11 protein-coding genes are annotated in these 14,316 nt (G+C 49.6%); all 11 read left to right on the top strand.

Annotated elements, in window-relative coordinates:
- Nucleotides 1-347: 347 nt before the first annotated feature.
- The 11 genes from GYMC10_RS17585 to GYMC10_RS17535 all read left to right on the top strand — a co-directional run bounded on the left by GYMC10_RS17585 (nt 348) and on the right by GYMC10_RS17535 (nt 14,215).
- Nucleotides 348-758, top strand: coding sequence for a DUF6157 family protein (locus GYMC10_RS17585; RefSeq protein WP_015735764.1), 411 nt, complete (start codon nt 348-350; stop codon nt 756-758).
- A gap of 269 nt (nt 759-1,027) precedes the next feature.
- Nucleotides 1,028-2,041, top strand: coding sequence for a LacI family DNA-binding transcriptional regulator (locus GYMC10_RS17580; RefSeq protein ID WP_015735763.1), 1,014 nt, complete (start codon nt 1,028-1,030; stop codon nt 2,039-2,041).
- A gap of 13 nt (nt 2,042-2,054) precedes the next feature.
- Complete coding sequence (locus tag GYMC10_RS17575) at nt 2,055-3,497, top strand: extracellular solute-binding protein (protein ID WP_260871404.1); 1,443 nt, start codon at nt 2,055-2,057, stop codon at nt 3,495-3,497.
- A gap of 69 nt (nt 3,498-3,566) precedes the next feature.
- A complete protein-coding gene (locus GYMC10_RS17570) occupies nt 3,567-4,439 on the top strand; it encodes an ABC transporter permease subunit (protein WP_009592462.1) in 873 nt (290 codons plus the stop codon).
- Between the two features lie 8 nt (nt 4,440-4,447).
- Nucleotides 4,448-5,314, top strand: coding sequence for a carbohydrate ABC transporter permease (locus tag GYMC10_RS17565; RefSeq protein ID WP_015735761.1), 867 nt, complete (start codon nt 4,448-4,450; stop codon nt 5,312-5,314).
- A 22-nt stretch (nt 5,315-5,336) separates the two neighbouring features.
- Nucleotides 5,337-6,650, top strand: a complete 1,314-nt coding sequence (locus GYMC10_RS17560; RefSeq protein WP_015735760.1) for a CehA/McbA family metallohydrolase — start codon at nt 5,337-5,339, stop codon at nt 6,648-6,650.
- A 61-nt stretch (nt 6,651-6,711) separates the two neighbouring features.
- Entirely contained in the window at nt 6,712-7,296 is a 585-nt protein-coding gene (locus tag GYMC10_RS17555; RefSeq protein WP_015735759.1) for a TetR/AcrR family transcriptional regulator, read from the top strand.
- A 137-nt stretch (nt 7,297-7,433) separates the two neighbouring features.
- On the top strand, nt 7,434-8,651 hold the full coding sequence (locus GYMC10_RS17550; protein ID WP_015735758.1) for an MFS transporter: 1,218 nt from the start codon (nt 7,434-7,436) through the stop codon (nt 8,649-8,651).
- A 174-nt stretch (nt 8,652-8,825) separates the two neighbouring features.
- Nucleotides 8,826-10,082 (top strand): MFS transporter, encoded by a 1,257-nt coding sequence (locus GYMC10_RS17545; protein ID WP_015735757.1) that lies wholly within the window; start codon nt 8,826-8,828, stop codon nt 10,080-10,082.
- Nucleotides 10,083-10,210: 128 nt separating this feature from the next.
- Complete coding sequence (locus GYMC10_RS17540; RefSeq protein WP_015735756.1) at nt 10,211-11,167, top strand: MFS transporter; 957 nt, start codon at nt 10,211-10,213, stop codon at nt 11,165-11,167.
- A 429-nt stretch (nt 11,168-11,596) separates the two neighbouring features.
- On the top strand, nt 11,597-14,215 hold the full coding sequence (locus GYMC10_RS17535; RefSeq protein ID WP_015735755.1) for a family 16 glycosylhydrolase: 2,619 nt from the start codon (nt 11,597-11,599) through the stop codon (nt 14,213-14,215).
- Nucleotides 14,216-14,316 lie beyond the last annotated feature (101 nt).

Here is a 14,316-nt window from a genome sequence, read left to right as displayed (position 1 = left end):
TTCCCGGAAGGACGGATTGAGGCTGTTATTTATTCCAGGACATTAGGAAACTTATCAGGATAAAGTCATGAGCACTTAATTTTTGGCGATTACCGATTTAAGAGAAGCCTGTCCATGATGTCCGTCGGGATGTTGATATTAGGACCGTTGATTGATAACGGATTGCTCTTGCCCGTCCAACTGTTTTGATCTCCAATATGTAAGTGGTCGAAGCCAGCTTCCGCTGCCTGGAGCCGCTGCTTCGGATACAAGGCGGAAGAGATTCAAGATTCAAGCACTAGTCTGTAGATGATGCTACGATTTGATGTATACTGAATGTTAATTAGAATTGGAGGTTATTCTTACGTATGAAAGACATGAATGAATACGACACCTTTATTCAAATTGCCGAAGACTGCCCTGTCAGCGAGGCCGTCATTCCCAAAGCAAAAGGCGAGTCTAGGACCATACCGGTGATTCAGTATGAGATGCTATCGAACCACCCTTACCGATACACGCAAGAGGATGTGTTGTTCGAAGTGTTTGCCGAGCGCAATCAGATCTCGGAAACGGAAAGAGCAGCCGCACGCGAGAAGTTTTTTTCGAAAGGGCAGCCTTGTCTCCGAACCTCGTCCTTAGGCAAACGCTATGGCTGGGGGATTCATCATGACGCTGAAGGGAAAGTCGCAATCTACGCCGTAGAGTCAGACGAATACCTCAAACTCATGAACGATCAAAGCATTACTCAATGTAAAGCGATGCGCTCAAAGAAAGCCTAGGAGATGCACGGGAAGGATAAACTTTAACGGTAATTGAGCTCAGTAGGGATAGCTTTTCTATCATATACGTGCATACCAAGTCGCCTGATAGGCGGCTTTTTTGGTTTGCCAAAAAGAAACGAGTTTCATTCCTAAGATTTAATTTTCAATTAACATAAACCTGCATTCTATTCAATTATTCTTTTTTAAAATCAATCACGTAGGGTTATTAAACCGGTTTAATGATCAAGCAATCCATCAGAATCTGCTAGAGAAAGGAACAACGATAGATGGCTACCATTGATGACGTTGCCAGGATGGCTGGAGTATCCAAGGGAACCGTGTCCAGTGTGTTCAGCAAAAAAAGGCCGATCAGCCAACAAGTGACGGAGCGGGTATTAGAGGTAGCCCAAGAGCTGGGATATTTCCCGAATCACCTGGCCCGAAGCCTGGCGATCAAGAGGACGATGAGCATCGGCCTCAAGATACCTCTCCCGCCTGATGGGACGATGACGGCATTCGATACTCAGTTGATTAACGGTGTCATCAAGGAATGCTCCAAGCAAGGGTACCGCCTAGTTCTGGACACCTTGCCCGAGCAGGAGGATCCCACTTTATATTCGCAGGATCCTGTCGATGGCGTCATTCTGCTCAACCCGCGAAAAAATGATTTGCGAATTCAACGGTACCTGATGATGGGCACTCCTTTAGTGCTGGTGGGGCGGTCGGATCCTTATGACGATACGATCAGTTACGTAGATAACAACAATGCAAACGTGGCTCAAATGGTTGGAGATTATTTGCTCCGGAGCGGACATCAAACTGTTCTCTTCCTGAATGCAACCTCCGATATGACCGTGTCCTACGATCGACAACTTGGCTTGGCGGAGGCTTATAGCCAACACGGCCTGCCGATGCCCGAAGAGTATGTGGTTTACTATGACCACAAGCTGCATGCCAACGGAACGGAATACGGATATATGTCCATCATGAACACTTATGGAAACATGAATTATACGGCAGTCATTACGGATACGGATCGAGTGGCGCTTGGCGTGCTGAGGGCTGCCAGGGAGCTGGATATCGAGGTACCCGAACAGCTATCGGTCATCGCTCTCAGCAATGATGCTATTCTGGCACAGGATATGAATCCAAAGCTGACATCCGTGGAATTGTCGGCAGAGACGCTCGGAGCGGAAGCAGCCAAGCTGTTGTTCGAGAAAATAAGCGATAAACGTATCCACAGGCAAATCATCATACCCGCGCAGCTGGTTGTGAGGGAATCCTGCAAATTTCTTTCTTAACGACAATGAAGGAGTGGTTAGCTTGGTAAAAAGAATCAAGATCATGAGTGCAATCATGGCTGTATCTCTGTTCGGCGGGCTGCTTGCGGGTTGTTCCCCGAACGCAGGCAGCAGTAGTACACAGGAAGGCGGTAATGCCGCGTCCCAAGCTGCATCGAATGCTGAAGAACGTACGCTCAAAATCATGACGGGTGTCATCGGCGGCAAAACGCCTGAAGAGAATACGCAGTTCGAGCAGGAAATCGAGCGTCTAACCGGCATCAAGGTTACGATGAACAAGCCGGCTGCCGACTATGACCAGAAGCTGCTGGCAGCCATCGCTTCCGGGGAAAAGTTCGATCTGCTGCAGATCAGCAAAGAGAAAATGTCCACGTTCATGGATCAAGGAATTCTTACACCGTTGACCGATCAAGTGAACGGCTCCAAGGTGCTTTCGGATCCCAATGTCATTCCCGCCAAGGAGTGGGAACAAGTCAAGACGAAGGATGGCGAGATCTACGGCGTGTTCACCAAGTACCAAGGAGGAACGATGCCGATCGTTCGCAAGGACTGGCTGGACAAATTAAATCTGCCCGAGCCTGAAACGCTGGACGATTACTACAACGTCCTCAAAGCTTTCACCGAACAAGATCCGGACGGCAACGGCAAAAAAGACACGTACGGACTCAGCACGGCCGGCATGTACGAACTGCAGGGCTTCTTCAGCGCCGCAGGCCTGAAACAGCGATATGTCGAAACCGCTGACGGCAAGCTGGACGTTCCGTATTCCACGGATGCGGCCATCCCGGTTTATGAATGGCTGAACATGCTGTTTGAGGAAGGCATTCTGGATCCGAACTTCACCACGAATGACACCGGTAAAATGCGCGACCTGTTCCTTGCCGACCGCGTCGGAATGATTACGTATTGGGACGCTTGGGTCGGCATGCTGAACAACACGCGCCATGAACAAGACCCGAATACGGAATTCGAAGCGAAGGGCTTGCCGGGTGCAGCCGATGCGAACGGCAACCACATGCTGCGCAGGGGCGATCCGGACGTATGGGTTATACCCGTTAATGCGGAGCATCCGAAAACAGCTTTCGAATTCATTGAATGGTGGCATTCCGAGGAAGGGATAACCCTTGGCAGCTTAGGCATCAAGGATGTGGATTACACGGTTGACAACGGCAAGTTTACGCTGACGCAAACCGGTAAAGAGCATGCTTCCGACCATGGCGTTCCTTTCTGGTACAACCGTAATGTCGAAGCGCCTTTCGGTAAACTGCCGGGCGTGGAGGAAGCGCAGGATCTCGTCGATCAATACGCTGCTTTGGAATTAACGCCTTCCCATTGGGCAGATGCCGAGAAGATCATCAATGAACATTCCTTCAAAGCGATCATGGGCGAGATGCCGGCAGCCGACGCCGTAAAGAAAATGCGGGAAGCACTTAAAGCCGGCGGGTATATCGATTAAAGCTTTAAGAGCAGGGGGCGGTGATCACGCCGCTCCCTCTTTATTTTTCGATCATGGTGGTGAATTTCCGTGAAAGCCATATTCAAATACAAAACCTTATATTTTATGATGCTTCCCATCCTGGCCTATTTCCTCATCTTTTCCTTTTATCCGCTGGCCCGGGGACTTGCCATCAGCTTTCAAGATTACCGGCTGATCGGAGACCGGCCCTTTATCGGTTTCGATAACTATCTGAGGGTACTGAAGGATCCGGTGTTTTGGGAAGTTTTTCAAAATACGATCGTGATCGGCGCGGGAGGCTTTATCATCAACTTCTTTTTGCCGCTGATTCTTGCGCTCTCCTTAAATGAAGTGGCTTCCGCCTGGTTCAAAAAAATGACCCAGATGATTGTCTATTTACCTCATTTATTCTCTTGGGTGGTCGTAGGCGGGATGTGGATTCTGCTGTTGTCTCCGGATACAGGCATCGTGAACCAGATCATTCAGCTATTCGGCGGCCAGTCGGTCGGGTTCCTCTCTTCGGATCGTTATGCCCGCATCGTCATGATCCTTACTTCAGGTTGGAAGGAGATGGGATATACCTGCATTATGTACCTGGCCGCCATCGTGAACATTAATCCCTCGTTGTATGAGGCTGCTAGCATGGACGGCGCCAGTCGTTGGCAGAAGGTCCGTTACGTCACCGTTCCGATGCTTCGTTCCACCATGAAAGTGGTCATCATGTTAAATGTATTGGGGATCCTGCGTTTGTTCGATCAAATATTCGTGATGAGTAATGGCGCCATTGCCAAGAAAGTTGACGTCATAATGATGTACACCTATCAAAAAGGGATATTGGAATTTAGCGTTGGACCAGCAACGGCGGCCGGCTTCCTGGTGATTTTGGCAACATTCACGCTGACGTATGTAACAAGAGCGGTGATCCGCTACGATGAAGGGTGAGTCGGTATATGAAATCAACGAATAAATTTAGCTTGCCTGGCCGTTTGTTTGATACGATCAATGTTCTGTTCCTCCTTCTGCTCGTTTTGACCATGGTTATTCCGTTCATAAATACACTCGCGCTTGCATTCTCATCCAATTTTGCTTCCATGCAGCCGGGGATCGTATTCTGGCCCAAGGAATTCAGCCTCGAGGGATTCTCCACCGTATGGAACCGCATGAAGCTTTATTTGCCTTTTACGAACAATGTCATTGTGACCGTTGTCGGTACCTTAGGTCATGTCTTCCTAAGTTCCATGGCGGGCTATGTCCTGATACAGAAAGGACTTCCCGGTAAAAAGTGGATGTTATCCGCGATCCTGCTAACGATGATGATTCCAAGCGAGGCCATCATGATACCGCTCTATATCGTGAATCAGGATTTAGGACTCCTTAACACGCTGTCCTCATTAATACTTTCAGGTTTCGTATCCGGATTCAGTGTCATCCTCATGCGAAATTTCTTTTTGAGCGTTCCTTACGAAATGTCGGAATCTGCCCGGATTGACGGAGCCGGAGATCCTCGGATCTTCTTTACGATGTACTTGCCGCTTGCGAGCGCAGGACTGGCAACGGTTACGCTTTTTGAGTTTGTCAGTCGCTGGAACCAATTCACGCCGGCCGTCCTTTATATCAACGACTCGTCCAAATATACGCTGCAAATCGCGCTGAAATCGCTCATCGTCGATACCGATTCGACCTCGAGCAATTTCATGATCACGACCAATGTCCGAATGGCGGGGATTGTCATTGCTTTGCTCCCGCTCATCATCATCTATCCATATGTGCAAAAGTATTTTGTCAAAGGAATGTTTGTCGGCGCAAATAAAGAATAGGCAGAGAAGAGGAGGAAGCAATATGGCACAACAAATCGAGCGGAGGACCACATCGGTTTACAAAAGATACATTGAGCATTCGGAACAAAGCTCGTACATTGAAATTCCGTTCCAATTGCCACCGGATGTCGAAGAAATCCACGTAAGCTATCAGGTGGATTCCCATGGCGGCGATACCGCCAAAGGGGTCATTGATCTAGGGATACGTGACGCTGAGAGAGTAAGAGGCTGGAGTGGAGGGGCTCGTCAGGAATTCAATATCGGTCTCAATACAGCCACCCCGGGTTATCTGCCCGGACGGTTGGCCACAGGAGAATGGGCTATTCTCCATAATGCTTACAAGGTGCCTGCTGAGGGTTGCTTGGTCACGATCGAAATCGAGTTTATCTACAAAGCATGGCGCTGGCTGAAGGGAGATCTTCACACGCATAGCGTTCATAGCGACGGGTCTTATACGTTGGAAGAAAATGCTGCCATCATGGAAAGCCTGGGCTGCGATTTTTTGGCCATGACCGATCATAATACGAGCAGCCAGAACCTTGCTTATCCGCGCGGGACCTCGGTGCTTATGATACCGGGTACGGAGTTTACGACGAATTATGGTCATAGTAATTTCCTTGGCGTGACGAGCCCCATGGATGATTTTCGAGTATCGGGAATATCCGATGTTCACGAGAAGTTTCGAGTCGCCCGCGAGCGGGGGGCCAAGATTGTGCTGAACCATACGCACTGTGATCACTGCCCGTGGGAGTGGGATTTCGATGTGGATTACGACGGGGTAGAAATTTGGAACGGGCCATGGAGAGAGCACAACAGACGCGCGCTTTCTTGGTGGCAGGAACAGCTTGTCGCAGGGAGACGCCTGGTAGCCGTAGGCGGAAGCGATGTGCATCGCCCGGATTCCTATGTGAAGCATGCGATGCCATGCGTATGGGTCTGGACCCATGAAAATACGGTGGAGGGCGTCCTGAACGGTATTAAGGAAGGCCGCGTCGTGATTACCAATTCGCCTGAAGGCCCTTTTGCCAACCTTCAGTGCGGTGACTACGGCATTGGAGATGAAGTGCCATATGAGCAATCCGGCGAGGTGGTCGTTCAACTGGATGATGTAATGGCGGGCGATCTGATTTGCCTGTACAGCGAGCGGGGTCTTGAGGAAGAGACTGCTGTGGACTCGGAAGGTGAAGTTATACTATCGTTTGACGCTAAGCATAGAAGCTTCTTACGGGCAGAGGTTTGGCGGCAGTTCGGACAGGCGGATGGCATGTCGATGGCGGTAGTGACAAACCGCATCTATTTTGCTTCGAATGGAGGTACGGTGAAAATAAGTGATTGAAAAAATACTGGAATGTTCGTTCCAAATAGTCTATACTCGTGTTGAGAAGGAGGAGGTATGAATGGGACGGACCAAAGAATTTGACCGTGAGCAGGTGCTTCGCAAAGCGATGATCGTTTTTTGGGAGAAAGGGTACGAGGGGGCAAGCATACCGGATTTATTGCAAGCGATGGAATTAAGCAGGTCCAGCATGTACGAAACATTTCAGGATAAACAAACGCTTTATTATGAGGCCATCCAGCAATACAAAAAAATGTCGCAAAAAAAACGCGATCTGATGAACCATGCCCCTTCTGCGATCGCCGGGATCCGCCAATATTTTGAACTGCATATCACGAACGCGTTTGCGACGCACGGTGAAGCTTACCCGAACGGATGTCTGATTACGAACGCTTCCGTGGGTCTGGATGCCATGGATGAGCCCTTGCAGAATACGATTCGCCAGAGCTTTACGGAGCTCGAGCAGTTGTTCTACGAGAAATTAAAAAAGGGACAGGAAACGGGTGAAATTTCCCCCGAGAAAGACATAAAAATGTTATCGTTCCTGCTGCTTAATCTCAATCACAGCATCAACGTGATGGCCAGGATCCAAAGCGACAGCGATCAGGTCCGCGGCATGATGAACGCCGTTATCGAGTCGCTGTAGAGCTTTTTTTCATCATTCTGGAACGATCATTCCGATTAAATCCCCCTTGCTTAAGCACGGAGAGGGAACGTATTCCCATATTGGAATGAACGTTCCAATATAGTTACACTATCATTTTTATAAAAGGAGTGCTTCTCATGAATGTTAATGGAAATGCAAAGGGCAAGTTGGAGATTTCCGCGTCCCCCTGGATTATGCTGATTCTTGCTGTTGCGTGCGGCTTGATCGTTGCCAATCTTTACTATACGCAGCCTTTAGTTGAGTCGATCAGTTCATCTATAGGATTATCTTCAGGAGCCGCAGGGGTTATCGTCACGCTGACCCAAATCGGTTACGGGATCGGCTTGCTGTTCATCGTTCCTTTGGGAGATTTGCTTGAAAATCGCAAACTGGTGGTTACGCTGCTGATGCTGACGGCCGTCGTCTTAATCTTTGCCGCCGCAGCCCGAAACGCCGCTCTGTTTCTTGCCGCCTCCTTGTTTATCGGCGTGGGGTCCGTTGCGGCCCAGATCCTGGTCCCTTATGCAGCGCATCTCTCCCCGGAGGAGACGAGAGGACGCAATGTCGGTAATGTCATGAGCGGACTGTTGTTAGGAATCATGCTGGCCCGTCCGGTTTCGAGTTTGGTGGAAAATTACTTCGGCTGGCATGCTATCTTTATGATGTCATCCGCCATTCTCTTCGTGCTGGCTCTGGTTTTGATCAAAGTATTGCCGGCAAGGAAGCCGCAAACAACCGATAAATACCCTGCAATCATCACATCCATGCTGGGGCTGCTGAAAACGACGCCGATACTACGTCGCAGGGCGCTGTATCACGCTTTTCTGTTCGGGATGTTCAGCCTGTTCTGGACAACGGTTCCGCTTGTATTAACAAGTCCGCTGTATCACTTTTCCTCTGCAGGCGTTGCGTTGTTTGCTTTGGCTGGAGTATCAGGCGCGGCCGCCGCACCGCTTGCCGGCCGCTTTGCGGATAAGGGTCTGATCCGGCCCGCAACCGGAATTGCCATCGTGCTGGTGATACTATCCGGACTTTTGCCGATTGTGTTTGCCGGCGGTTCTCTGCTCTCTATCGTGATCCTGGTACTTGCCGCCATCCTGCTGGATATGGGTGTGTCCGCCAATTTGGTGTTGGGACAACGCGCGATCTTCACTTTGGGAGCCGAGGTACGGAGCCGGCTGAACGGCTTGTATATGGCGATCTTTTTTGCCGGCGGGGCCATAGGCTCCGCAGCAGGGGGATGGGCATACGCTATGGGCGGCTGGAAAGCGGCGATGTGGCTAGGCGTTCTTTTTCCGGCCTTGGCATTGCTCTACTTTCTGACGGAACGCAAGGTGGAGCGCGGCAGCAAATAAGAAAAGGCGATACATGTTTTCATCAAGCGTTTTATAGGATAACTTAGAAATATTCTGTAGGATATATGGATCGTAGATAATCCATAATGAGCAATTAAAAAGAAATGTCGCCTAACGTTAAACGGTATAATGAGTGTAATTCGCGTGAGCGAGATCATACGAAAGGGTGGGACGATGTCAGAAACCGAAGATGCCCAGAAAATCCATTGGAAAAGGAACATCATTCTCTTTTTAAGCAGCCAAACACTCTCGCTGTTCGGGTCTGCCTTGGTTCAATATGCCATTATGTGGCACATTACGCTGACGACGCAGTCGGGCATCATGATGACGCTGTATATTATTTGCGGATTCATTCCGACGTTCGTGCTGTCGCCTTTTGCCGGGGTATGGGCGGACCGCTTCAACCGTAAAACGCTCATTATGATCGCGGATTCTATGATCGCGGTGGTTACGCTGATGTTGGCCATTACGTTTATGCTTGGCTATCAGGCGGTTTGGCTGCTGTTTATCATTTCCGCCGTACGCGCGCTCGGGGCCGGCATTCAGACTCCAGCGGTCGGAGCCATATTGCCTCAAATCGTGCCGCAAGATAAGCTGACGAAAGTAAACGGTATTAACGGCAGCCTACAAGCGCTGATCATGTTCGTAGCGCCCATCGTCAGCGCGGGATTGCTCACCGTAGCAACGATCGAAGCGATTTTTTTTATCGACGTCGTTACGGCTGCGATCGCGATCTTTACATTGTTTGTCTTTCTCAAAATTCCGCTGCACAAAAAGGCGTCGGACACGCAAAGCACGGGCTATCTGGACGATTTCAAAGAGGGCTTGGTCTACATTAAACAGCATGCTTTTCTCAAGTCGTTTTTTATCTTCTTCGCCTTTTTCTTCGTGCTTATGGCGCCTGCAGCCTTTCTGACCCCGCTGCAGGTTACCCGCAGCTTCGGGGACGATGTATGGCGCTTGACGGCAATCGAAATCGCGTTTTCCGTCGGCATGATGGCTGGAGGGGGGATCATTGCTTCCTGGGGCGGCTTTAATAATAAAGTGTACACGATGGCTATAGCCAGCTTCGTCATGGCCGTGTCCACGTTTGCGCTCGGCATTGTGCCTGTTTTCTGGATTTATTTGGCCATCATGGCTGTATTCGGAGTAGCGATGCCCATATTTAATACGCCAACGACCGTCATGCTGCAGGAGAAGGTGGATGAAAATTATCTGGGGCGTATATTCGGTGTCTTCGGGATGATTTCGACTTCCATGATGCCCATCGGGATGCTGATATTCGGTCCGCTTGCCGACGTGGTCAAAATCGAATGGCTGCTGGTCGGTACCGGATTGTTCATGCTCGTGCTTACGGTTTTCTTCATGCGCAATAAGCGATTGGTTGAAGCGGGAATGCCGCTGCCGCAGGAAGAAGCCTCACCGAATTAATTTACTGGATCTCATCTCAGTAACATATAAAGCCGCATGACATATGCGGTTTTTTTGTTCTTAACGCATAATTATGCCGTTTTGTATACCAGGTAAAGTAGTATATCATAGGGATAACATAGATTAAGATGATACATGTGTGCAGGGGGGCTTGGCTTGTCGTTCTGGCCATTCCACTGGGATTAGGGGCGGGTGCTGTGGATGCCGCTTTGAATCATTATGTTGCTGAGAATTATAAGGCGCATCATATGAACTGGTTACATTGCTTTTGGGGTGTCGGGGCAACAATGGGGCCCATTATTATGTCCTCTTACATTGCAGATCATAATTCTTGGAGAAGCGGATATACAGCTGTATCCATAATCCAGTTCTCGCTGGTAATCATTTTGCTCATTACGCTCCCTTTATGGAAACGCGTCGCAGCAATGCGGGAGATTGACCGGCCGCAAACCGAAAATGTAGTCGATAATGAAAAGCGCCAACAGGAGCAGATCGTAAAAGCAGGCATATTTCGAATCAGAGGCGTTAAACCAACGCTTACGGCATTTTTATTCTATTGTGGAGTCGAAACCACGGTGGGGTTGTGGGGAGCTAGTTACCTTGTCGGTGCTAAACATATTTCAGCCGATACGGCTGCCATATGGATTTCTTTATATTACGGAGGAATTACGCTAGGCAGACTGATTACCGGCTTTATCACGCTGAAGGTTGGCAATCGTCTGTTGATCCGCTATGGACAGCTCATCACCATTCTAGGAGCGATTATCCTTGTGCTACCTCTTAGTGCTTCCTTTTCTCTGACGGGATTTATGCTGATTGGACTTGGCCTTGCGCCCATTTATCCTGGACTTCTTCATGAAACGCCGTCTCGGTTCGGAAAAGAACATTCGGCCAAGCTGATGGGTTATCAAATGGCCGTCGCCTATACGGGGACCACGCTGCTTCCCCCCATGTTTGGATTGGTCGCTTCGCAGACAAGCATCGGATTGTTCCCTTCCGTTGTGCTTGCCTTCCTCATCTTCATGTGGCTAAGCGCCGAGAAAGTGAACCGAATTTTGAGCAAGCAAGCGAACCAAGGGACGTAATTGTTAGCGTCCTCCACATGATAACCACAAAGTTGGTGCTATAAGAAAAAGGAGCTAATGAGCATTAGGCCTACAGCTCCTTTATCTATTAGGGCAAGAAAAATGAGGGAATCGATATCAGGCGATCATGAACTTTAAAGTTTACCCAATTAATATTATGTCAACTGATCCAAAAGACAAAAGGCTGCCGAAGAGGCAGCCTTCTGTTCATTGTCGTATGGAAAATAACTCTACACACCATGATTCGTTAATTTCTGACGGAAAGCCTAGTCTTTGCATTTAGTTATCCAAAATATTGAGACCTCAACCTAAATATGGTACCTATTCATCAGATTAGGAATTCGATAGAATGAAGACGTCCTCAGCTGTAAGCGTTTTCCTACAGGCGCTAATGCTGAGAGCACATAATATGAACAAGGGAGGGTATTCATGAAGAGATCTTACGCGACGGAAAGGCGGTACTTGCAAAAGGGATTGAGTTTGTTCTTCGCGGTTGTCATGCTGGCTAGTGTCGGATTATGGCCAGCTTCAAAGGTCGAGGCAGCAGATTTCACGGTTACCTCGATGGATTATTTTTCGGCGGCTGACGGACCGGTCATCTCCAAATCAGGAGTCGGACAGGCCAGCTATGGCTTTGTCATGCCCATATTCAACGGAGGCGCAGCTACTTGGAATGATGTAGCCCAAGACGTGGGCGTCAAAGTGAAAGTGGGCGGCAGCTGGGTCGATATCGATAGTGTGAGCAGCTTTATTTATAATCAGAATTGGGGACATTGGAGCGACGGAGGATTTACAGGTTATTGGTTCACGCTTTCTGCAACGACGGAGATTCAGCTTTACTCGAAAGCGAATGGGGTTACCCTGGATTACAGGCTGGTATTTCAGAACATTAACAAAACCACGATCACAGCCATGACGCCGACGCAAGGGCCGCAGATTACTGCAAGCTTTACGGGTGGCGCCGGTTTTACCTACCCTACGTTCAATAACGATCCGGCCGTGACCTATGCAGCCGTCGCTGATGATCTGAAGGTGTTTGTGAAACCGGTTAACAGCAGCACCTGGATCGACATCGACAACAACGCTGCAAGCGGCTGGATCTATGATCATAATTTCGGACAATTCACCGATGGAGGCGGCGGGTACTGGTTTAACGTTACGGAGTCGATCCACGTCAAATTGGAATCGAAAACCTCCGGGGTTAACGTTGTGTATACCATCACTTTTAATGAAGCCGTACGAAACTCATATGTCATTACGCCTTATGAGGGAACGACCTTTACGGCAGATGCAAACGGTTCGATCGGCATTCCGCTGCCTAAGATTGACGGGGGAGCGCCGATAGGCAAGGAGCTTGATAATTTCGTATACCAGATTAACATCAACGGGCAGTGGGTTGAGCTGGGGAATTCCGGCCAGAGCGGATTTACATACGCTGCCAATGGCTACAACAACATGTCCGATGCGAATCAGTGGGGATATTGGGCCGATTATATTTACGGCCTGTGGTTTCAGCCCATCCAGGAAGATATGCAGATCCGGATCGGCTATCCACTGAACGGGCAAAAAGGCGGCAGCGTGGGCAGCAATTACGTCAACTACACGTTGATCGGCAATCCGGATGCTCCTCGTCCGGATGTAAGCGACCAAGAGGATATTGCGATCGGGACACCAAGCGACCCGGCCATTCAAGGCATGAACCTCATTTGGCAGGATGAATTTAATGGCACGACATTGGATACAAGCAAATGGAACTATGAACAAGGTTATTATCTCAATGATGATCCAAACACCTGGGGCTGGGGCAACGCGGAGCTGCAGCATTATACCGATAGTGCGCAAAATGTGTTCGTGCAGGACGGGAAGCTGAACATCCGCGCACTGAACGATCCCAAGTCTTTCCCGCAGGATCCAAGCCGGTATGCCCAATACTCCTCCGGTAAGATTAACACGAAGAATCATTTTACCCTGAAGTACGGACGAGTCGACTTCCGTGCCAAACTGCCGACAGGAAATGGCGTATGGCCGGCACTATGGATGCTGCCGCAAGACAGCCCTTACGGAACATGGGCAGCATCCGGCGAAATCGACGTGATGGAAGCGAGAGGGAGATTGCCAGGCTCAACGAGCGGTGCCGTGCACTTCGGTGGAACATGGCCGGCGAACCAACATATTTCTGGCGAATATCATTTCCCGGAAGGGCAGAACATCAACAATGACTACCATGTCTATTCCGTCGTATGGGAAGAGGACAACATCAAATGGTATGTGGATGGCAAGTTCTTCTTCAAAGTGACGAATGAACAATGGTATTCATTGGCGGCACCGAACAATCCGAACGCACCTTTCGATCAGCCTTTCTACCTCATCATGAATCTGGCGCTCGGCGGAAATTTTGACGGCGGCATTTCCCCGAATCCGTCCGATATTCCTGTTACGATGCAGGTCGATTATGTGCGGGTTTATAAAGAAAACGGCAGCGGAAATCCCGGAAATGTGCCGGTTACCGGCGTCACGCTGAATCCAACCTCCGCACAAGTGGAAGTGGGTCAGAGTCTTCAGTTAAACGCCGGCATAGCGCCCTCCAATGCAACGAATAAGCAGGTGACTTGGTCCGTTTCGGGTGCGAGTGTTGCCTCTGTGAGTCAGGAAGGCGTCGTGACGGGGCTCGCTCCGGGTACGGCAACCGTTACGGCTACAAGCGTCGATGGCCAGAAAACCGCTTCTTCCACGATTACGGTGGTACCGGCACCATCCAGCGTGATTGTCATCGGCGATGAGGCGAGGGGACTGAAAAAAATCGGCAATGACCTGCTGTTCTATATCAACGGCGCTACCTTTGCCGATCTGCATTACAAGATCAATAACGGCGGGCAGCTGAACGTAGCCATGACCCCAACGGGGAACGGCAACTATACTTACCCTGTAAACAATCTCAAGCAAGGGGACACCGTCGAGTACTTTTTCACCTATAACCCGGGACAAGGAGCCTTGGATACCCCTTGGCTCACCTATATCCATGGCGTGACCCAGGGAATGCCGGAGTAAATCGATACTTCGGCAGATCATGCTATTAACTGGAGATACGGTTAACAAATTCGGTTGCAGGAGTACAATTCACATCCTCTAACAGGCGGGGGCGAAGTCTT

This window comes from Paenibacillus sp. Y412MC10, assembly GCF_000024685.1.
GTDB lineage: Bacteria > Bacillota > Bacilli > Paenibacillales > Paenibacillaceae > Paenibacillus_AQ > Paenibacillus_AQ lautus_A.
Note: the sequence above shows the minus strand (reverse complement) of the source record. Positions and strands in the feature narration are given on the sequence as shown.